The sequence below is a fragment of the Pseudarthrobacter linnaei genome, assembly GCF_055412825.1.
Genome location: NZ_JBVAYX010000012.1, coordinates 60,273 through 82,093 on the forward strand (window position 1 = coordinate 60,273; position 21,821 = coordinate 82,093).

Consider the following 21,821-nt stretch of genomic DNA (forward strand, 5'->3'; position numbering starts at 1 on the left):
TGTAACCATTGGCTTTCGGTTCCATTCGGTGAGGTGATGCGAAACTGTGGTAATGACAAACCGCGGATCCTCGCGACGGGCTTCATGTAGCTGCTCCTCCAGATGGCGGCGGACCGATTCAAGCGCCTGAGCGGGACTCTCCGCAAGATATCCAGAGACTGATGAAATGACGCGCTGCAAGTGTCCATTGTTAGACTCCACGATTTCCTTTCATGGAAGGATTGACCCGAAGACATCGCCGATCATGGGAGTCATTCTACGAGAGTGCACGTTGTACCGCTCAAGCAGATTGACGGTTCCTTGTGAGAGGCGGACTCTCCCATCCGAGTTCAGGAATGCCACGTGCTCCGCATCGCGAGTCAAATGCCAAGCTCCGTCAGATACTGGATCCGCGGTCACAAAGTCCCAGGTCGCTTTATCGCCCACCGTAATCGCCATAATGTGCGCCATCGCTCGATACATGATGGTCCGCTCCGTCGTAGCCGCCGCATGCTTCCTGACGGGGAGCCCCAATTTGGCTTCAAGGTCTTCGACGATCTTTCGCTTGTCATCCGCAGCAAACATCTCTGCGGCATTGACCACTTCCATTTCTCCAACCCGGACGGAAGCACGTCGCGAGATGTGAATGGGAGCTCCCGAAGAACTTACCAGTCGAAGGCCATGGACTCCGTCCGCAATTAGGACATAGTGAGGATGGCGGCGAGCAAGCTCGCCTGCAAGCCAAAAGGCCGCAGCGTTTGTGTGTCGAACCGAGAGATTCTCGCGAGCCGAGCGCGTTGTTGCTGGTCCACAAGTCGACGACAGCCGGCGTACAGGACCGCGCAGCTTGCTGTGGCCCAAGATGTGGGCTTCATGGGAGCCTGAATACCAGAGTCCGGTCAGCTGGGACCTCGAGAATGTGCCAAGGTTGCCCAACGGTGGTGCGATCACTGTTACTTCGACTCTTGGGTTCTCAAGCTCAGCCGCAATACTGTCGCCAGCAGTTTGAAGTTGTGTGTGCCACGCTCTCATTGCATCAAGCTTAAGAACGACCCTTCGACGATCGTCCGTCTCGATGAATGCGGGCAGGCGAACGTTTTCTGGCATTTCTTCACCGCACATCTGCCACTGCAAATGGACTTGTATATGAAGCCCACCGCAGCCCGCGAAAATTTGAGCGCTTTCCCGCTCCTCGAAGATACGGCTGAGTTGACTCCCTGATGTGCGCGGTGTGAAGCCAAGACTCCCTGGAAACTGCGGAATCCAGTCCATCTGGGGATGTGAGAAATACATGAGCGCGGAAGGACCCCAAACGCGCGCCAACAACGATAATTCGGGCGTCGTCTGCGGCATGCCCATGAGGATCCAGCGCGCCACGCCCATGGCGGGATCTGACCATCCAAGCGGCCCCAGTGCGAGGTGTGGAAGTGGTGTCCAGTAGCGAACCCTGTCCAAAAGTTCATCTTCGAACATCTCCGGTGCCATCAACCATGCTGAGTCCCAACCGCCGAGAGTCTGGAACATGGGACCAATCCCCCATGTCCATGGCGCGCAGTCGCCGAGAAGGGCTGGGTCGTGAGCGTTCCAGTCACTTGATATCGGAGTACAAACCTCTGGTGGTTGAGTCTCCCTCGGTTTGGAAACGAGTGAATCAACCAACCGTCCGATTTCGCGCCATGCCTTGTCCAGCACTCCGCTGCAGAATAGGTCGGAGATAACCGGGGACGATGCCGTGGACTTTTCAATTGCGAGGTTGAGCAGACCGACAGCAGCACGGACACTGTGTGAGTCGCCCTGCGGGTTTGCCATAATTCCAGACAATTCTCCCATTGTCTCGTTGAACGAATTCAGCCGCCCCCTGCTTACCGCCGAGGGCAGCACAAGCCCCGTCACTCGCAGCATGTCATTGAGCATGTCGAATCCCCTCGCGACTTCGCGGGCGATATCTACTTCCCCGCGCAGACGGTACTGCACAGCCCCCCATGTCTCGATCGCCGCGTTCAACTCATCGATCCTGTGCTTCGCCGCCAACGACAGAATTGCAGCTGACTCCAGAGTCAGAAGATCGTCATCAAGACATTCGAGCGGCGTCCAGGCATCAAAAGACATAACTCGACCTTATTCGGTGCTTCGTTAATTCTGCGCCAGTGTTCGCCGTGGTTTGGCGGGGACTCTTTAAACCGGTGTCACTGGGACGGCTGCGCCAGGAATCGGCGAAGCAAAGCCCTTGAAGGTGGATGAAAGACACTGCTACGGCTACGTCGTCTGGCTAGAACACATTGGTCCTTCAGACGAGGCGCCCATTTCATGCCGCGCCCCGCACCCACAACCGTGACGGCCTCCCCCGTGTCCCGTCGGACATCTGCCCGGTCCCCGCCAGCTTCGGCTCCATGAACCGCCGGAACGTGTCGCGCATGAGCGCTTCGCCCGCCACAGCCTCGTGGAGCTCGCGGAGATCCTTCAGCGTGAACGGCTCTTCCAGGAGCTCCCCGGGATCCGGGGCCTCCGCATAGGCGGCCCGGAGCCACTCGACCGCCTTCGCCACAATCTCCGCATGGCCGTACGGCAGCCCCGCGATCAGCTCCGGCTCCCCGCCCACCGAAGCCAGCCGGACGCCGTCGGACGTCAACGCCTCCTCCAGCGCCGCCAAAGGCACCACATCCACATGCGCCACGGACAACACCCAGCCGCGGTCGTCGCGCCCGGGCTCGTCGAAGACCTGCAGCTGGCGCGGCACCCGGCCGGAGATGCCGGCCTTCTCCCGCAGGGACCGCAGCACCGCGTCCGCGAGCGTCTCGCGTTCGCGCAGGAACGTGCCGGGCAAGGCCCACCGTCCGTGCTGGTCCGGTTCCTCCCGCTTCACGAGGAGCACACACACGCTGCCCTCTGACACCGTCAGCACCGCCGTATCCACCGCCACCGAGGGGCGCGGGTAGTCGAGCAGGGACGTTCCGGGGCCGTTCTTCGAATCCTTCACATCATTATTTATCGCAGTCTTGCGCTAAAGATGCAAGCCGTGCATACTGAAGTCAATTAGCGCAGAAGTGCATTAAATCAACGGGAGGTCCATCATGAAGGTTCCACAGCTCCACGTCGGCGCCGGCGCCTGGCTCGGGCCGCTTAGCATCTTCCCCGTCTGGACCTCCGGGTCCGGCAGCCTGGGCATCAGCACCGGCACCCACGCCGACGTCGCCGTCACCGAGCTCGCCAGCGGCCCCCAGGTCGCCCGGCTCACCGTCACCAACAACGGCCCGCACCCGGCCCTGCTGCTGGAAGGCGAGCTGCTCGAGGGCGGACAGCAGCACCGGACCTGCGCCCGCGACGTCGTCCTGGGTCCCGGCGAAACCCGCGACATCGACACCTTCTGCGTCGAGGCCGGCCGCTGGGAAGCCGGGGAAACCAGCCACCGCCGGCAGGCACGGCGCGCCCCGCTGAACGTCTGGTCCGAGCTGGCCAACGGCCCCGGCGGCCAGCGCGGCGGCAACCGGCAGGACCGCATCTGGGAGCGGGTCAGCCGCTTCGACGCCGCCCGCGGCGCCTCGGTGAGCAGCTCCCTGCTCGACTACATGGACCTCTTCAAGGAGGGCCGGAACGTGCGCAACCGTTTCGACGCGGCGGACGCCCCGGACGCCATGGAAGGCCAGCGCGGCGTCGTGCTCGGCCTGGGCCAGCAGCCGCTGCTCCTGGAGGTCTTCGGCACCGGCACGCTCTTCCGCCGGCACTACCGCCAGCTGATCGATTCCGCGCTGCTTGATCTGGAACTCCTCTCGCCCCAGGCGCTGGCGTCCGGTCCCATGCCGGGCCAGCGGGCCCGCGACTTCGCCGCCCAGGCCCAGGCGATGGACTTCGGCACGTTCGACGGCGGCGCCGCGGCGGTCGAGGTCCGGAGCCACGGCTCCTTGCGGAGCCGCAATGTCTCACGCGCCGCCGGCACGGTTTCGGCGGCCGGCGTCGCCGTCGAGCTCCCCAAGCGCCGCCCCCAGCTGGCCCACCTGACCGGCTGGAACACCCGACACCCCCTGATGGAGATGGCATGAAACTGACCCCCTTGCAGAATGACCGCGCGGCTGGCGTCCTCGTCGCCCTGGCCGCCGGTGACGCCCTCGGCGCCGGCTACGAGTTCGGCGCGCCGCTGCCGGACGGCGCCGAGGTGACCATGAAGGGCGGCGGGCCGTTCGGGTTCGCGCCGGCCGAGTGGACCGACGACACCTCCATGGCCATCCCGATCGCCCAGGCCTTGCTGGCGGCGGCGTCCGACGCCGGGTCCTCCTCCCCTGCGGCGCTCACCATGATCGTCCGCGCCTGGACGGCCTGGGCCGCCGAGGCCAAGGACGTCGGAGCCCAGACCAGTTCCGTCATCGCGGCCGCCCGCCGGCTTGCCGCGGCCATCGGCCGGAGCAAGGTCCACGCGGCCGACTTCAGCGCCGCGGCCGCGGACTTCCATGCCCGCACGGGCCGCAGCGCCGGCAACGGCTCGCTGATGCGCACCGCACCGCTGGCCCTTGCCTACCTGGACCGGGACCCGGCCGGGCTCATGGCCCAGGCCGGGGTGCTCAGCGCGCTGACCCACGCCGATCCGGACGCGCAGGAGGCCTGCGGTCTCTGGTGCGTGGCCATCCGCGCGGCCGTCCTGACCGGGCGGTTCGACGTCCGGGCCGGGCTGCCACTGCTGTCCCCCGCCCGCTCAGCGGTGTGGCTGGAGCGGATCGAGGTGGCCGAGCGCTCCCGGCCCCGGGACTTCACCAACAACGGCTGGGTGGTCGAGGCGTTCCAGGGCGCCTGGAGCGCCATCCACTACGCAGGCTTCTCGGCGTCCGGCCCGGCGCACCTGCGGGCCGCGCTGGAGGAGGCCGTCCGCGGCGGGCGGGACACCGACACCGTCGCCGCGATCGCCGGCGGACTGCTGGGTGCCGCCTACGGCTACACAGCAGTGCCCTTCGAGTGGCGGCGGGGCCTGCACGGCTGGCCCGGGCTCCGGGTCCGCGACCTGATGATGCTCGGCATGGAGCTGGGCCGCGGCGAGGGGCGCCGGCCCGCGTCCTGGCCGCGCGCCGAGCGCCAGGACTACAGCAGGTGGGGCCGCACCGATGTCCTCGTCCAGCACCCGCACGACGCCGGCGTCTGGCTGGGCGGCGTGGGTTCGCTCGGGCGCGTGCCGGAGCTGGGGATCGACGCCGTGGTGTCCCTGTGCCGGCTGGGGACTTCTGATGCGCCTTCGGTGGCGCCGGACGACCATGCCGCGTTCTGGATCGTCGACTCCCCGGTCGTGGATGACAACGCCCATGCCGCGTTCGTGCTGCGGGACGCCGCAGCCGCCGTCGAACGCTTCCGCGCGGAGGGCAAGACGGTGCTGCTGCACTGCGTGCGGGCCGAGTCCCGGACGCCGACCGTGGCGGCGCTCTACGGGGCGCAGGCTGCGGGGATTACGCCGCTGGAGGCGCTTGAGGACCTGCGGCGGGTCCTGCCGGGGGCGAATCCGAACCCGCTGTTTGTTCGGCTGCTCGGCGCGGTGCCGGCGGACCGAGTGAATAGTGTCACACCGGCCACGTAGTCTGCTTTCACGAGCTTGAACAGTCCAAATGGGGGATGAATTGACTGACCTGATCCACGAGGTGATGAATGGGGACTCCGAGCCTGCCGCGGCCGCTTCTGTCCCCACTTCTTACGACTACGCCTTCTTGTACTCGTGGCAGCAGGAGGCGCTTAAGGCCTGGCACTCCAATGCCCGGCGCGGGGTCGTGGAGGCCGTCACCGGATCAGGCAAGACACGCGTCGGCATCGCTGCTGCATTTGAAGCTGTCCGCCAGGGAATCAAGGTATTGATTCTCGTCCCCACCGCGGAGCTCCAGCGTCAATGGCTGTCCTCGATCCAGCGCGACCTCCCCCGGGTCCGCCGGGGCGCACTGGGCGATGGCCGCACAGATTCACTGGACCATGTGGACATCCTGGTGGCGATTGTCCACTCGGCGTCCAATCGCGAGACGCTGCGGAGCCACAAGGCCGGGCTGATTATCGCGGACGAATGCCACCGCTACGCCGCCCCCATGTTCACGGGGGCGCTTCAAGAGGGATTCGCCTGGCGGCTCGGGCTGACCGCCACCTACGAGCGGTCGGACGGAGAGCACGAGACGGTCTTGTCGCCATATTTCGGCGGAGTCGTCTACAAGCTCTGGTACGACCGGGCACTGAAAGACAATGTCATTGCCCCGTTCGATATCGCCCTCGTCGGTGTTGAACTCACGCCCGCGGAGAGGGTCAACTACGACGATCTCTCGAACACCATGCTGGAAGCGGCGCGCAACCTGGAGACCTACGCCGGAATCCCCCGACGCCCGTTCCACCAGTTCATCGCGGCAGTCGCCTCGCTCGCTGGGTCAGATTCCATCACTCGGGAATCGACGATTGCCCGGAAATACATGCGGGCGATGGCGTCCCGGCTCACGTTGCTGGCGGAGGCCCGGACCAAGTACCACGCCCTGGCCGCGCTCAAGGAGACCGTGGACCAGTCCCGCGGCACGCTGGTGTTCACCCAGACTCAAGAATCTGCCCGGCGGGCCCAGGAGCTGTACACGGCAATGGGTTCCAAGGCTTCGGCAATCTTCAGCGGGATGGCCAAGGATGAACGCCGGCAGGGCATGGAGGACTTCCGCAACGGCACGTCGCAGATCCTCGCCGCGCCGAGACTGCTCGATGAAGGCATCGACGTCCCGGAAGCTGACCTCGGCATCATCGTCGCGGCCAATCGCAGCCAGCGCCAGATGGTCCAGCGCCTGGGACGCGTCATCCGCAAGAAGGCCGACGGACGGGCCGGGCGTCTCGTTGTCCTGTACTCGAAGGACACTGTCGAAGATCCCAATGTCCAGGGCGAAGAGTTTCTGGGCCGGGTGCTTCCGTTCGCCCGCAACGTCGAGTTCTTCGAGATCAAAACAGACTTGGACCGGCTGCAGAGCTTTCTCCACCAGGTTGTGGCCGAACCGAAACCTGAGCGTCCGCCGTCCGGCGAGGTAGAGCCGATTGCCGGTCTGGAGCTGCCTCAGGTGTTGCCCGAGCCGCCCGCTGAAGAACCCCAGGACGATGCCGAGCCGGTGGGTTTCGATTTGGAAGACGATGAGTGGCCTGAACAGCTTGCCGGCAGCGAGAGCGTCACCGACGACGCCGTCGCGGACTACCTCCGGCGGCTGAGCCGGTACGAACTGCTGACCGCTGAGCAGGAGGTGGAGCTGTCCCAGGAGATCGAGGCCGGGCTCTTTGCGGCGCATCTCCTGGGCGAAAAGGAGTCGACCCGGCCGCGGCGGCAAATCCGGGAACTGGAGTTTCTTGTTCTGCTTGGCAAACGAGCGGTCGAGACGCTGCTGAATGCGAATCTTCGTTTGGTCGTGTCGATCGCGAAGCGCTATATCAACCAGGGGCTCGACTTTCTGGATCTGATCCAGGAAGGCAACGTGGGGCTGCACCGGGCCGTCTGCAAATTCGATTACTCCAAGGGCTTCAAGTTCTCGACCTACGCGACATGGTGGATCCGCCAGGCCATCACCCGGGCTCTGGCCGATCAAGCACGGCTCATTCGGTTGCCGGTGCATGTGGTCGAGCAGGTGCAGGTACTTCAGTCGGCGCAACGAACTGCTGCAACGAATGGATCCTCCTGCACGAATAGAGATCTTGCCCGGCTCACGGACACCTCAATCGAGAAGGTCGACCACCTCTTGAACTTGGACAAGGCGATCTACTCGCTGGATCTGCAGGTGCCCGACGGTCGAGGAGGAACCGAAGCTTTTGCCGAACGGCTGGCCGATCCGTTTGATCTGGATGTGAATGAGTCGCTCTTTCAGGAACAAATGAAAGAGCAGGTGCATGCCGTTCTGGACACACTGGAGGAACGTGAGGCCGGCATCATTGCCCTGCGCTTCGGCATGGCTGATGGCCAGGAAAAGACCTTGGACGCCATCGGTCAGGTGTATGGCGTCACCCGTGAGCGAATCCGGCAGATCGAAGTCAAGACGATGAAGAAGCTTTGCCATCCATCACGATCACAGGTACTGCGGCAGTACATGTTTGACGGCTACGACTCGCAGGACAAGAAAGCTGTCGTGGAGATGGGAGCCGACACAGCCGAGAGTATCTAGGCGATGCCTTTCCGCGGCCGCGGAGGAAACCATCATCACCTGCCCAACAATGTCGGGCGCTACTGGTAGGAATGTGATCATGACTACAACTCCTGGGGGAAAATAACTTGCGGGCAGCCGAAACAACCCATTGCTTCCGTCCGCCGGAAACAATGCGCAGTGAAATGGCAAAAACCGCTTATGCCGCCGGAGAACCTCTCCGAGCCACCGCCGCCAAATTGGGTTGCACTGTCGACGAGCTCTGCGATTTGTTGGCCAAGCTACCAACCACGGGCATCGAGCTTGAGCGCGCCCGTTGTGTTCGGCAGCGGAGCCTGGCTACGAACGAAGTCATGTACGAGAACCGCGGCCTGCTGTACCGGCTGAACGACGAGGGCATCGAATGGTCTGATACGCCGAAGGTTCTCAAGGCGCTCGAGACTGACATTGACGTCGAAGTCGCCGTCGAACTCGTCAACATTCCCGGGGTCACTTCCGATCGGATGGAGAGGGCACTGCCTTCGCGGACCTTGGGCGACCAGCTCAGTCTTTTGTACGTTGCAGGCAAACATCACGGAATCGAACCGGACTATCAGCTGGCGCTCGGCACCATGCCGATCCAGGAGTTGGCCGCACTTCGATCGCTCATGCAGCCCAACTTTCCGCCGCGTCGCCTGGCGGAGTTCGCCGCCGTCGCGGAAACCACCAAGCTCGCCATCCGCGCCAAGGCGGTACAGACCATCTCCTATGCGGACTACGCGAAGACGGCTGCGACGGTTTCTTCGCGACTGGGAAACACCAGAGTTGCCCCCGATGGCCAGTGGCCGGTGCCGGGATCCGTGCTGCTACGCCGTTACGGTCATGGCTTCTGGGACGATGCACTGCGGGCGGCCGGCCTGAGCCTGCCAAGTTCCGAGTCCAGGTTTACCGACAACGACTTTTTCGATGCGCTCGACGGTTTCACGGAGGAATGCATCGGTTTCGAGCACCCCATGAGCATTGCAATCTACGACCGGTGGGTTTACTCCGAAGCGTCCATGAGGAATGACCGCCCTTCGGCGGTGGAAATCGTCCGTCACTACGGCAGCTGGGCTTCCGCAATGGGGGTTATCCTTCCGCAGGAGGATGAGGATGAGGATGAGGATGAGGATGAGGACGACGACGTGCTCGAAGAGGCAATCGAGCCGGGCGTGCTGGTCGGCTTGCCATCCGCCGTCCGGCGCGCAATCCACCCGCCGCAACAATCACTGGGGTTTTGAGCGTGAGCACACCATCGTCCGAGGCTGACGTTCCCCCGCGCGACGTGATTGGGCAGGTGACCAGATCCTTCCTGGCCGGGGATCCACTGCGGCGCATCGCGGAAGCCGCGAACACGAGCAGCTGGGAGATTCTGCGCCTCCTCGGTAGTCGAGTCGCGGACCGGGGCGAGGCGCAGCGATCCAGGGCACTCCGGAATCGATGCAACGCCACGTTGGCAACCCTTTACCAGGAGCGAGAACGCTTCGAGCAGCTCAACCGAGCCGGTATCGATTTCGTGGATATACCCAAGGTTCTCGCCGCGCTCGGAGCACCCGTCGACGTCGACATTGCCGAGGAAATGCTCCGGACTACGCACACGTTCAAGGAACTCGCGCACCGTGCCTACCAACTACATAGGGGTGAGGTGGAGTTTGTTCCACCCATCGAAATGCTCAGCTTGCTCTATGTGACGGGCCGCCACCGCGGAGTCCAACCCGATTATGAAATGGCTCTGGGGATGATGCCGCTCTCATCGGTCGCCGAGATCCGGAACTTCCTGGGTCCGGGCGGCCCCTACGGCCAGTCAGCCGAAATCCTGGCGGTCATTGAAACAACAGCGCAGGCCATCCGCGCCGGCGATGACGCCGGAATCTCGTACTCAGACTACGACGAGATAGCGGAGGCAATCTCGGCCGACCTTGGAGACGAACTGCCCGGTCGCGGAGACCTTTGGCCGATACCGGCACGCACGGTGCGGCGCCACTTGGGCCAAGGGTTCTGGGACACCGCGTTGGCTTCCGCAGGGCTGCAGCCGGCATCAGACCCACTTAGCTTCAGCGCACCTGATTTCGTTGAGGCGGCCAGAGGATATGGAAACGATGGCCACTACTTCGGCTCTCCGAAGGACGTGGCGACCTACGACAGTTGGGTGACTGCCGAAATGGCCGCCGGCCGCCATCGCCCGTCCGTAGTCGCCATTAGAAGGCACTTCGGCGCCTGGGAGTCGGTGATCGGCGCCGTGATGCCGTCGGAAGTCGAGGATGAGTACGAGGGCCTTGACAACCACATCAGAGCCGGGAACGACATCCAGGAAGGCTGGGCGAAATCAGGCGAACTGATCAGCGAGCTCCTGGCCAACATGCCGTGGAACTCATTCCTCAGCATTCAGTACGCTGACGACGACACCGAAGGACTGACGCCGTATGCCCAGGCAGTTCCCAGCGCCGACGGGGTCTGGTTCGAAATCGTGTCCGAGAAGTATTTACCCGCGGACCAATGGTCCATAGATGCCGGCTACCTGACCGGGAATGGCTGGTCTGCTCCCAATAACGATTTTCCGAACTGGTACAAAGACGGTATCCCGCACATTGAAGCGGGGCACCAGATACTCGAAGGCTTTAGATATGGCCGGGACTGCGAGGACGCCAGCAAGCTTCGATGGCATACGGGCGAATTCCCAAACGGACCGGGCCCGGACGGTGGCGTCACCCTTGATGACGCACTGAAAGGTATTGTGCAGACACTTAGTAACGCTGCCTAGCCAAAATCTGAGTTGATGGAGCCCCGATGAAATGCATTCCGGAAGAACCCGAATTCGGCGATGGCCAGGTGGCCGAGAAAGCGGTCTGGGATGCGCTGAAAAACAGCCTCCCGGACGACGCCGTCCTTGCCCACTCAGTCCAGGTGCGCGACGGACGGGCAGAACACGAAATCGACATCCTCGTCCTGTGGCCCGGCGTCGGCATGGCCGCCATCGAGGTGAAGGGCGGGCGCGTCTCTGTCGAAAACGGGCAGTGGCTGCAATCCGACAGGTCCGGAGTTCACAAGATACAGAGCCCCGTTGCACAGTCGCAGGGATCGCTCCACGCCTTCAAGCACTGGATCGGCCGCCAGCTGGGTACACCGCTGACGAGCCGCTTCGCCTACATGGTCAGCCTTCCCTACACCGACGTGCCCCGTGACTGGGAGATGGCAGGCTGCCCGCGGTCCCTGGTTCTCGACAAGGAAGACACCGTGTCGGCGGCCGACCTGGTCCGGACCGCCATCGAGCGGGAAGGCGGTGGCGCTTCGTCGCTGGCGCCGGCGTTCATGGAACGAATCGTCCGAGTACTCAACGGGACTATGGGTCACGATGGCACCAAGCCACTGGACCCCAAAGAATCGGAAGACGTCCAGGACCATCTCACCGAGCGGCAGTCGGTGCTGTTGAAGGCCACACGGTCTCTCCCCCGGATCCGGTTCACCGGCGGGGCTGGAAGCGGAAAGACTTGGTTGGCCGTGGAAAAGGCCCGGCTGCTCTGCAAACAGGGCAAACGGGTCGGCCTGTTTAGCTACAACAAGGGTCTGAGCCAGTACCTGCAGGACCGGGTTTCGACTTGGCGTCATGCCCAACCCGCCTTCACCGGTGAATTCCATGAATACGCCCGGAGCCTTGGGGTGCCGGACGGCACGGGACCCGCCTATTTCGAAGAGGAACTGCCACAGCTGCTCAAGGATCTCGCGGTCAGTCTCCAGCCTCATCAGCGGCTGGATGCCATCATCGTTGATGAAGCCCAGGACTTCGCCCCGCTCTGGTGGGAAGCGCTGCTGGCCACCACCACGGGCGACGCCGAGATCTACGCCTTCCTGGACGACCACCAGGACGTCTACCGGCGTTGGAGCAATCCCTCGACGGGTGGCGCAAGCCCGCTGGAAGACCTAGTGACGATCCACATCGATGAGAACCTGCGCAACACGAGGAAGATCGCCGACACCTTCAAATCCTTCGCGGGCGATCATTTCACGCCCCGGGGCAGCACCGGACTGCCTGTCCGGCGGGTCCAATGCGCCACCGAGGACGCCCTCGACGTAGCGGGAGACTGCATTGATGCGCTGATCGAGGAGGGATGGGCAAACAACCAGATCGCCATGCTGACGACGAAGGAACGCCACCCAATACATAAGGAATTCTTCGAGAGCGGCACCACCGCTGACTACTGGCGCGAGTTCCATGCCAACGAAAACGAGTTCTACGGTCACGTTCTGGGCTTCAAGGGTCTGGAACGGTCCGTGATAGTCCTGTGTGTCAACGGTTTCAAAGACCTGAGCCGAGCAGCCGAGCAGCTCTATGTTGGCCTGTCCCGGGCTCGAAGTCTCCTCGTGGTTGTCGGCGACTCTGATTTGCTGGAGGAGGCCGGCGGCCGGGATCTGAAGATGGCCCTGTCGCGCGCCCAGGCTTGGGCGCCGGCGACGCCCGTCGATCGCTGAGAATGAGCGCGTGGGTGCAGCACTCTAGGCGGCCCGTCTTTATTGTCGGTGCGGCAGTGCATGCTTCTTTTAGCAGTCAGAAGAATTTCGCCTACCTGGGGATAGGCTTCCGAGGGTCTCAGGACTCAATGAAGAGTTCCACCGGCAGCACCAGCTCGGTGCCGAGCACAACAATTTGGGGGAAACATGACAGTTCCGGACATTCTGGATGATGGTCACGTCGACGAGGCAGCCAAACTGCTCGGCGCCTACTACACCGAACTCTTCGCATCCGAAATGCCGCGGACCGGTTGTCGATTCGACAGCTGGGCTGGTGGTGGGGACGCGCCGGGTGTGGCCAACCGCGTGACGGCCGATGACCTTGTCGCAGTGTCGTTTCTCTCCATGAAGATTCCGGGCCGCGCCGCTTTCGGTATGCTCGAAACGCATGCGCTTGAGATTTCTAAACATCTTGAGCAGTTGCCACTGAACGTCAACATGGCTGATCTGAGTCCCGTTGAATTCGAGCGATATTTGGGCAAAGGTAGTCCTGGCAACCGCCTATGGTGTGTCCTTCGAGCCGAGGAAACCGGACGATGGGGAATTGGCGAAACCAAGGCAAGTAAGATCATGGCACGAAAGCGCCCCCAGCTAATCCCGATCTACGATTCCGTCGTGGGTCCGCTGATGGGACTGCCCAAGAACTCCGTCGGTCAGTGGAAGAAGTGGCACTCGGCGTTGACGGATGGCACAGGCCTCCCCCAGCGGCTCCAGGAGATGCGCAGGGTCTCAGGACTCTCAGATCCCATCTCCGATCTCCGTGTCATGGATATCGTGCTCTGGATGTATGGCAAGCAGAAACTAGCTTCATGACCGGCAGCAAACGGGAGCCCGCGGCGCCCAAAGACAACTACGCACAGTTCATCGAGCAGCTCGATGCCGCGTCGAGGAATCTGACCGCTCGCCGCGAACCGCTGACGCGAACGCTTGAGATTCTGGACGTGCTGTTCAGGCAAAACAACCTTGGACTCAAGCTGTGGGAAGAGCGGAGCACCAAAGTCAGCATGCTAGTAGCCAAGGAAGTTAAGTCAGCGGACAAAAATCTAGCGCTGAGTGAGCTCCACGAGGTATCTCGGCGGATGGAAGGGATGTTCCTGAACCGCACGCAGCGCATCGGAGAAAAGCGAGCTTCCGTTCAGGCCCGCCGGGAAGAAATCAGCAAATCCCTTCTCGAGCTGGACCGCAGCAGGCTTAAGCTGACGTCGTCCAGAACACTGTCCCGAGAACGTGAAAATCTGAACAATGCCCTTGCTGACCTTGTGGGGACCCCCCAGGGCGCGACCACCGGTTCGGCAGATCCGGGCCTGCGCGCAGACCTTAACGAGGCTCGAAGGGCGATAGTCCTTGCCGAGGCTCTCATGGAAGTGAAAGGGAGATGACCGTGCCCGAATGGCCCATGGAGAAGCGCGTGATCAGAACTTTCACTTCTGCGCAATGGGACGGCAAACGTGGTTTCAAGGCGAGGAGCCTTCTTGCCAACTTCACTGCTAAACGGTTCTTGGTGGGCTTCGTCGTTCTCGCAATCCTCACCAGGCTTGGAGCATTCGGTACGGTGGCCATAACGCTCGGTTTGGTCGCCTTACTCCTGTGGATTCTGTCGGAGGACAAGGTCCGACAGAAATTTGCGGACGAGCTCATTGCAGATGTCAACGAAACCATCGTCGGCCTCACCGGGGACGCCACCGCTGGGTTGTCCATAAAGACCTTTGAATCGTTGTGCTCCTCCGGTGGGCGCATTCCTCTGCCGGTAAACGGGGTGCCGGGACTCGAGCTAGGTGTCATCAGCGACAGGCCAGCTGCGGAACGCATAGCAGCGATAGCGCGGGTGGACGAAACGGTCCGCACGAGTCACGTCACGGTCTTCGCTACGCCGCCCGACTACGGCACCGCCAGCTTTGACCGGTTGCTGCAGGCCACCCTCGAGACCGACTGACCGGAGGACCCGCTATTCGGTGAGCCCAACGCGTCGCACCGTCCATTGTCCGACCCCGCCCATATGATCTAGGAACTGTCGGTCCTACACGTCCAGGGGGACGATGTGAACGTCTTGTTTGGCTTGTATCTGGACCGCGCTCCGTGGGCGTACCGCGATTCCGCACTTGGCGTAGTCCGTCTTGGTCCGTTGGGGTTGACCCAGCTCCTGCAAACCCGGCTCGGGCTGACCGGACCCGATGCCCGCCACTCAACTCGGATCCGCCAGTACATGGCGCGCCTCGCGGACCAGGATACCCCGGCGGCCTGGTTCCACGGATCATTCTCCGTGGACACCTGGTCCACGGCCATCGACCTGCTGAACCTGCGCGACGAGCTCGTGGTCAACGGCTGGTCCGGCTTGGTCCCGGGTGAACCAAGCGCCAAGCTGAGTGCCCTCGCTGCCCTGGAACAGAGCCAGCTTCCCCTCGACCGGGCATTCGCCGACTATCCGCTGGAACTCATCCACGAACTCGAGAGCGATGCCACGTCTAACTGGCCGCTCGGAATCACCCGGCTTGAACTCCAGCACCCCCGCAGCTCCTTCCCCGCGATCTGGGGCCGCCTTATCAGCGCCCTCGAACGGCACGGAGTCAACGTCATAGAGCCGGCTCCCCATCCCGGGCCGGTGGGCGACGTGACCGTCGTCGTCGCCAAAACCGAGTGGGAAGCGGCCGAGCACACGGCCCGGTGGCTCGCGTCCGCTGCAATCCCCCGCACGGACCGCTCCGCCGTCGTCGCCTCCGCAAGCACGGCCTTGCTGGACCAGGAACTGCAGCAGCGCGGACTGCCCCGGATCGGCGTCAGCAGCCGCTCCCGGTGGCGCGCCGTGGACCAGATCATTCCGCTGTTCTTCAACGTGATCTGGGCGCCGGTGGACGTCCAGCTGCTGGGCGAGTTCCTGAACCTCCCGGTCAGCCCCGTCCGCCGCGGAGCAGGACGGTATCTGCTGCGCGCCCTCGCCGCCCAGCCGGGCACAGGCGGAAAGGAATGGCTTGGCGCGCTGCAGAAGATCAGCAGCGACGAGACCCTCGGCCCCGACGTGGCATCCGAGCTGGACCTTCTGCTCAGCACCGGGCTGCTGCCTGACGACGGAATCGTCAGCGGCAGCGCCGTCGTCGAACGCGCGCTGTGGCTGCGCACCCAGCTCAGCCGCCGCGTGCAGCTCTACCCCCAGCTGGAGTCCGTGCTCAGCCAGCTCAACGAATTCACGGCCCTGATCGACGGGCCGGAGCCTGTCACCCGCAAAACCATTGCGCGGATCCTGGAATCCGTCATTCCCGCCAGCGGCAGTCCCCTATCCGGCGGCGAGGCCGCGCCCTGGGTCACGCTGCGCAGCCTCTCGGAACTTTGCGACGACGTCGACACCCTGGTCTGGTGGGGGTGCCAGGATGACGGCCAGGCCCGGGCCCGCCACTGGGACACCGCGGAACTCCAGGCGCTGCAGAGCATGGGCGTGGATCTGCCGGATCCTGCGGCACTTGCCGAACTGGAACTCTCCGTAGCAGTGGAAGCGGCCAGGCGCTGCCGGCGACTGTTGCTCGTGCGCGCCGCCGAAATCAGCGGGGAGCCGACGAAGGCACACCCGGTCCTGTCCTCACTCGCTTTCAGTGTCCTTCCCGTCCCCCTGCCCGGAACCCCGGATGAGAACAAAAAGGCCGTCGAACACACCATCAAGGCCTTCACCGTTACTCCCGCCGGCCTGGGGCACGACGGCGTCTGGCACCTCGCCGGCCGGACCACGGCGCTCACGCCGGTGCAGCCCTCCCCCGCCCAGCCTGTCCCGGCCTCCCACGAGCTGGGCCCCCGTCCGGCCTTTATGCCCGAAACGCTCTCCTACTCGCAGCTCAGCAGCCTGATCGGCTGTTCCCTGAAATGGGTACTGGAAAAGAAGGGCCGGCTGAAGGTAGGCGCCGCGCAATCCGTCCCCACTGGGAACACCATGATCGGCACCCTCGTCCACAGGGTCGTCGAGGAACTTTTCGGCGAGCTCCACGCCTCAAACCGGGCGGTGCCCGAGCCGGCGGAAGTCCAGGCCAAACTGGACCAGCTCGTGCCGCACTATGCCTCGGAGCTGCTGTTGCCGGGCAGGGGTAGTAAACTCGCCGGCCTCCGGCCCATCGTCGAGCACTCCGTCATCAAACTGTTCCAGACCCTGCAGACCCAAGGCGTCTACATCCGCGCCACCGAGCACAAGTTCGACAAGCCCGCCTCTTTCAACGTCAACGGAGCCCAGACCGAAGTGCAGGTTTCCGGCTACATCGATGTCCTGGCCGCTGACCAACAGGCTGAGCCCGTAGTGATCGACCTCAAATGGACCAACCGCTCGAAGTACCGGCGGGAAGAGATCGCCGAGGGGAACGCGCTGCAGCTCGCCCTGTACCACTGGGCTCTGGACGACGGTCCGAACCCCATGTCCACCGTTGCCGAGGATGCCGCGATGTCCTACTACATGCTCAAACAAGGCGAGTTTGCCTCAACCAGCACACTCTTCGGACCCGCGCTGGCCAGCCCGTCTTCCAGCCGGAGCACCTGGCAACGGTCCGTGCGAGCCGCCGAATTCTCCATCTCGGAAGTCGTTGGCGGACGCGTCCTGGCGGCAGGGCGGCAGGAGCTCGGATCGTCCGACGAGCAACGGGAGACGGCGACGGCGGACGGCAGGCTGTACCAGAAGCCGCCCTGCAACTTCTGCGACTTCTCCGCACTCTGCGGCCTCAAGGGGGACCTGTCATGAACCACGCACTGAGCAACGTCACGATGATCACGGCAAGCGCCGGGACCGGTAAGACGTTCAGCCTGATGGGCGAAATCGCCCGTGCCATCAACGCCGGCACCCGGCCCAGCCAGATCCTGGCCACCACCTTCACGAAGAAGGCCGCCGCGGAACTCATTGACCGGGTGCAGGCCGAACTCTTCGGCCAGGAACGTCCCGATGCCGCCCGGCAGATGTCCGTCAGCATGGTGGGCACCGTCAACAGCGTGTGCAGCCGCCTGCTGCAGGAATACGCGGTCGACGCCGGGCTCTCGCCCGCACTGCAGGTCATCGCCGAAGACGAACAACTCCGGATCTTCCAGCTGGCCACCGACGATGTGTTCGCGGAGTTCACGCCGAGAATCCAGCCGCTGGCGCGGCGCCTTGGGTACGACGGCGAATCGGACATCCGGGGCAGCGACCCCGACTGGCGCAAGATCGTCCGCGACATCACAGATGCCGCCCGCGGCAACACCATTAACCCCGCGGATCTGGCGCACTCCGCTTCCTTGTCTTGGCAGGGACTGCATCAGGTCCTCGGCCCGGTGGGTCTTGACGACCGAGCGTCCTGGTCCAATCAGCTCCTTCAGGGCCTGATGAGCTTGCGCGGGATGGCCGCTGACAGCATCGACGGCGGCAAGACGCCGCCCAAGAACCTGATCGCGTCGATCGCCCTTCTGGAGCCTGTCCTGTCCCACGCCTCCCCGGAGGACGCTCCGTGGCGCTTCTGGATCGATGCGGCCGGGGTCTCCAACGCGGGGGCCAAACGGCAGCTGGAAAGCTACATTTCGGCGGTCAACATGGATCTGGTGGCCAACCCGGCCTTCCAGACCGAGCTAAGGGAATTCACCGAACTCGTGTTCGCCTGCGCCGCTTCCTGCCTGGTGAGGTTCGCAGAATTCAAGCGGGAATACGGGCTCATCGACTTCGCCGACCAGGAAACCCTGGTCCTGGACCTGCTGGAGAACAACCCGGAATTCCGGGCCTCCATCAGAGGACGGATCAAGTTCATGGTGGTGGACGAGTTCCAGGACACGAGCCCGCTGCAGCTCCAGCTGTTCATCAAGTTCGCCGAACTGGTGGACAAGGTTGTCTGGGTCGGAGACGCCAAGCAGGCCATCTACGAATTCCGCGGCACGGACCCGGAGCTGATGAAAGCCGTCGCCGCCCACATCGAGCACAAGACCCAGCTGACAGAGTCCTGGCGGTCCAAGGAAGCGGTCATCGACCTCTCCAACGCGATCAGCCTCGCCATGTTCCCGGAGCTGGGCGAGGAAGAGGTGAAGCTGGCGCCCCCGGAGGCCCGCCTGGAGGCCGCCCATGCCAAGAGCGCCCTGGGCGGTTCCCGGGAGGCATGGACCCTGGCGGCGAAAACGGTTCCGGAACAGCGCCGTGCCATCGCCGCCGGCGTCGTTGACCTGATCCAGCGGCGCGGATTCAAGCCGTCCGACGTCGCTGTCCTTGCCCGGTCCAACGCTGCAGTGGAGGCTATCGCCGCGGAACTGACCGCGCTCGGGCTCAAGGCGACAACGAACACCTCCTCACTGTTCGACGCACGGGAAGTCCAGCTGGTACGCGCCGGGATGGCCTTCGTGGCCTCCGACGACGACACGGTGGCGTTGGCCGAGCTGGCCCATCTTCACCCCGATCACACCGCATTCGGCCGCTGGGTGCCCGCCTTGTTCGACGCCGCCGAGCCCCAGTTAGAACTTAAGCGCTGGGCCGTAGACCCCTTGGTGGCCGGGCTGCTCGAACTGCGCGGCCTGGCCAAGCTCTGCACTCCCACGGAAATCATGGAGGAGGTCACGGCCCGGCTCGGCGTTGCCCGCCTCATCAAATCGTGGAGCAACCCCGGAACGCGGCTGAAGAATCTCGATGCGTTCCGCGCCCTCCTGGAGCGCTACTACGAATCGTGTGCTGCGCTTTCCAAACCGGTCACGCTGAGCGGCTCGCTCAAGTTCCTTGCCGACGCCGACAGCGCCGGCAGTGAGAACTTCGGCGACGACGTCGTCAACGTCCTGACCTATCACAAGGCCAAGGGGCTGGAATGGCCGGCCGTGGTTCTGGCCAGCCTGGACACCGCTGTTGCAGCAGCGCCGTGGGGTGTAGCGGTCGAAGGCGTCGCCGAGATCGACGTCCGGAACCCCCTCGCCGGCCGGTGGGTCCGCTTCTGGCCCTGGCCGTTTGGCGGCAAGGGCTTCAAACCGCTCTCCGCAGCGGCGGACGAGTCGGCCGTCGCCCAGCGTGTGCTGGCGCGGCGACAGGCGGACTCGGCGCGGGTGCTTTACGTGGGTCTGACCCGCGCCATCAGTGTGACGTGCCTGGCGGCCGCCAAGCCGGCCCCGGCCTCACTGAACACCCTCGCGCCAGGGCCGATCGTGGAATGGACCGCGGATGACGGCAACGACGGGAAGTTAGTCGTCCAAGGCCGGCCCGGCGACAACGAACGCCGTCTGTCCGTAGAAGCCTTCAGCTACGAGGCTGCCGATGCGCCCGCAACGGACGGGAAGAGCGCCGCCCGGGAATTCGCCGACGGTCTGGCCGTGTCCGGCCCGGTGGCCCACAAGCCTGCCCGGGTGACAGCGAGTTCGATGCAGAGTTTTGGCTTCGTCGCCGATGTCACGGAGGCCGCAGTCCTAGGGGCGCAGCTGATCCCGCACGGCGCCGCCAATTGGGATCACGTGGGCTCCGCGATCCATGGTTACTTCGCCCTGCCGCTTGTCGAGATGGACAGCGGGGTCAGGCTCCTGGCGGCGCAACGGTTGCTGGACCTCTGGGGTGCCGCGTCCGCCGTCGACGCCGCCGTAGTGGTGGAGGCGGGCGACCGGATGCTCGCCTTTTTCGCCGAGCAGTACCCGGGCGCCACAGTGATCACCGAACAGTCCGTGGCCTGGCGGAACGCAGACAACCAGCTGATGGAAGGCTGGATTGACCTTCTGCTGGAGACACCTGCCGGATACGTGCTGGTGGACCATAAGTCCTATCCGGGCACGGACCCGGTCGGTCACATCAAGGACAAGTACGTGGGGCAGATGCGCGGCTACGCCGAGGCGATTGAGTCGATTACCGGGCGGCCCGTCGTCGCGACCCTGATCCACATGCCCGCGTTGGGGAAGATGTTCCGGATCAACTGAGCCTTACCACCAGCGGTGGCGGCACTCCGGGTTCTGGCACGCCCATTTGGGTATGCCGATTTCGACCTTCCCGGTCGCGGGGTAGATGCGCTCTTCTTGCACGATCATGCAGCCCGCGAACTCAGTCTTGGGCATCTCTTCGCGGGCAGACGGCATGATCATTCCGTAGCCAATACGCCAGGCCTCGCTGCCGCAAACAGGGCACTTCCGCGAGACGACGCGCTTCGTCTTCGATTTCGGTTCGGGGATTGTTTCATCGTTAGCCATGGCAGCACCGTAGTCCGCCGCTCTGACATCCCGTGGCATTCTGGGATTTACAAAGAGTTTCTTAGGTGCCAAGAATTTTTTGTAACTTCGGCGCGAGATGTCGCCTACCCGTGCGAGAGCCAGGCTCTACGGAACGATCTTAAGCGGGAGACCGTAAGAGTTGCGTTTCGGTGGACATCGCCTGTCCTGCAGTTTGGTGCGCATCGGCTCGTGGCCGCATATCCAGGATCGGTAGGGCGCGCCATAATCGGCCAGTCTCCTAGTTGCGTATATGGTTCGAGGGGACTTGGCGCAACGCTCTGATTGTGGTGGTTCCAAATCGCTGAATTCCGGGGGCGTTTCGACGTCGCACCAAACTGGAGACTTACCCGTCATGAACTTTTTCAAGGCAGTCGTGAACTTTTTCAAAACGCGTGTTCTGCTTTGGCCTGTCCTGCTGCTCAATGTACTGCTTGTCGTAGGAACGGGCGCCGTTTTCGCATTCGGTGGACTCAATGCTCTGGGTCTCAGTTCGCTGTTCTCCAGCAGTTCGAACGAACGCGATTCGCAGGTGGTTCAGGCCGTCACGCGCGTGCAGGAAGTCGCCTTGCTTAGCCTTCACATCGAGGGTGTCGCGAGGAACGAAAGCAATGGCGAGATATTCGGCGTCGCAGTACCCGAGAGCAAGAAAACGACGCTGATCCAATACAAGTTCGACGCCAAACTAGGCATCGATGGAACACAGGTGAAGGTTGAGCCCACCGGCCCAGATTCGTTTCGGGTGACCATCCCCAGATTCATCGGCATCGGCTTCGACAATCCCAAGTTCGAGGACCACCTCGAGAGCAGCGACGCGCTTAGCTGGCTGACACCGTCAGCCGTTCAAACTCGCATGATGAACAACGTTCTCAGTGACGAGAACAAGCAGAAGTACATCACCCAAAACGAAGCAGCGCTGATGGAGCAGGCCAAGGCGTTCTACTCCGGAATCATCGCAAGCGTCGCTCCCGATATCACCCTCGACTTTGAGTTCGCAGGGTAGATGCCCACAGCGATCCGTCTTCCCCGCATGATCCCGAGGTGACTCCCGTCCACGCCACCGGCGGCCTCTTC

At 63.5% G+C, this 21,821-nt stretch carries 15 protein-coding genes; 12 read left to right on the forward strand and 3 right to left on the reverse strand.

The features are described from left to right. Nucleotides 1–210: 210 nt before the first annotated feature. On the reverse strand, nucleotides 211–2,088 hold the full coding sequence (locus ACZYZ3_RS12375; RefSeq protein WP_463964116.1) for a TY-Chap2 family putative peptide chaperone: 1,878 nt from the start codon (nucleotides 2,086–2,088) through the stop codon (nucleotides 211–213). A gap of 196 nt (nucleotides 2,089–2,284) precedes the next feature. Next, the gene (locus ACZYZ3_RS12380; protein WP_463964117.1) at nucleotides 2,285–2,956 is read right to left on the reverse strand and encodes an NUDIX hydrolase; all 672 of its coding nucleotides are present in this window, start codon (nucleotides 2,954–2,956) and stop codon (nucleotides 2,285–2,287) included. Nucleotides 2,957–3,050: 94 nt separating this feature from the next. Here ACZYZ3_RS12380 and ACZYZ3_RS12385 point away from each other — a divergent pair, with 94 nt between their 5' ends. The 11 genes from ACZYZ3_RS12385 (at nucleotide 3,051) to ACZYZ3_RS12435 (ending at nucleotide 20,462) form a co-directional block, all read left to right on the forward strand. Next, the gene (locus tag ACZYZ3_RS12385; RefSeq protein WP_463964118.1) at nucleotides 3,051–4,016 is read left to right on the forward strand and encodes an ARPP-1 family domain-containing protein; all 966 of its coding nucleotides are present in this window, start codon (nucleotides 3,051–3,053) and stop codon (nucleotides 4,014–4,016) included. After that, a complete protein-coding gene (locus tag ACZYZ3_RS12390) occupies nucleotides 4,013–5,530 on the forward strand; it encodes an ADP-ribosylglycohydrolase family protein (RefSeq protein ID WP_463964119.1) in 1,518 nt (505 codons plus the stop codon). The genes ACZYZ3_RS12385 and ACZYZ3_RS12390 overlap by 4 nt, the downstream gene beginning before the upstream one ends. Before the next feature lie 40 nt (nucleotides 5,531–5,570). After that, the gene (locus ACZYZ3_RS12395; protein ID WP_463964120.1) at nucleotides 5,571–8,102 is read left to right on the forward strand and encodes a sigma-70 family RNA polymerase sigma factor; all 2,532 of its coding nucleotides are present in this window, start codon (nucleotides 5,571–5,573) and stop codon (nucleotides 8,100–8,102) included. A gap of 164 nt (nucleotides 8,103–8,266) precedes the next feature. After that, nucleotides 8,267–9,340 carry a hypothetical protein gene (locus ACZYZ3_RS12400; RefSeq protein WP_463964121.1) on the forward strand — a complete coding sequence of 358 codons (1,074 nt, stop codon included), beginning with the start codon at nucleotides 8,267–8,269 and terminating at the stop codon, nucleotides 9,338–9,340. Between the two features lie 2 nt (nucleotides 9,341–9,342). Beyond that, complete coding sequence (locus ACZYZ3_RS12405) at nucleotides 9,343–10,860, forward strand: TY-Chap domain-containing protein (protein WP_463964122.1); 1,518 nt, start codon at nucleotides 9,343–9,345, stop codon at nucleotides 10,858–10,860. A gap of 26 nt (nucleotides 10,861–10,886) precedes the next feature. Continuing rightward, entirely contained in the window at nucleotides 10,887–12,566 is a 1,680-nt protein-coding gene (locus ACZYZ3_RS12410) for a nuclease-related domain-containing DEAD/DEAH box helicase (RefSeq protein WP_463964123.1), read from the forward strand. A gap of 186 nt (nucleotides 12,567–12,752) precedes the next feature. Beyond that, on the forward strand, nucleotides 12,753–13,418 hold the full coding sequence (locus ACZYZ3_RS12415) for a DUF6308 family protein (protein WP_463964124.1): 666 nt from the start codon (nucleotides 12,753–12,755) through the stop codon (nucleotides 13,416–13,418). Beyond that, nucleotides 13,415–13,984, forward strand: a complete 570-nt coding sequence (locus ACZYZ3_RS12420; RefSeq protein WP_463964125.1) for a hypothetical protein — start codon at nucleotides 13,415–13,417, stop codon at nucleotides 13,982–13,984. Before ACZYZ3_RS12415 ends, ACZYZ3_RS12420 begins: the two co-directional genes overlap by 4 nt. Nucleotides 13,985–13,986: 2 nt before the next feature. Continuing rightward, nucleotides 13,987–14,538 (forward strand): hypothetical protein, encoded by a 552-nt coding sequence (locus tag ACZYZ3_RS12425; RefSeq protein ID WP_463964126.1) that lies wholly within the window; start codon nucleotides 13,987–13,989, stop codon nucleotides 14,536–14,538. A gap of 195 nt (nucleotides 14,539–14,733) precedes the next feature. Then, entirely contained in the window at nucleotides 14,734–17,310 is a 2,577-nt protein-coding gene (locus ACZYZ3_RS12430) for a PD-(D/E)XK nuclease family protein (RefSeq protein ID WP_463964127.1), read from the forward strand. Beyond that, on the forward strand, nucleotides 17,307–20,462 hold the full coding sequence (locus tag ACZYZ3_RS12435; protein WP_463964128.1) for a UvrD-helicase domain-containing protein: 3,156 nt from the start codon (nucleotides 17,307–17,309) through the stop codon (nucleotides 20,460–20,462). Before ACZYZ3_RS12430 ends, ACZYZ3_RS12435 begins: the two co-directional genes overlap by 4 nt. Nucleotides 20,463–20,465: 3 nt before the next feature. On the opposite strand, the gene ACZYZ3_RS12440 is transcribed toward ACZYZ3_RS12435, so the two are convergent. Then, entirely contained in the window at nucleotides 20,466–20,729 is a 264-nt protein-coding gene (locus ACZYZ3_RS12440) for a hypothetical protein (RefSeq protein WP_364747780.1), read from the reverse strand. A 373-nt stretch (nucleotides 20,730–21,102) separates the two neighbouring features. Between ACZYZ3_RS12440 and ACZYZ3_RS12445 the strand changes: the two genes are divergently transcribed. Further along, nucleotides 21,103–21,750, forward strand: coding sequence for a hypothetical protein (locus tag ACZYZ3_RS12445; protein WP_463964129.1), 648 nt, complete (start codon nucleotides 21,103–21,105; stop codon nucleotides 21,748–21,750). The last annotated feature ends 71 nt before the right edge of the window (nucleotides 21,751–21,821 follow it).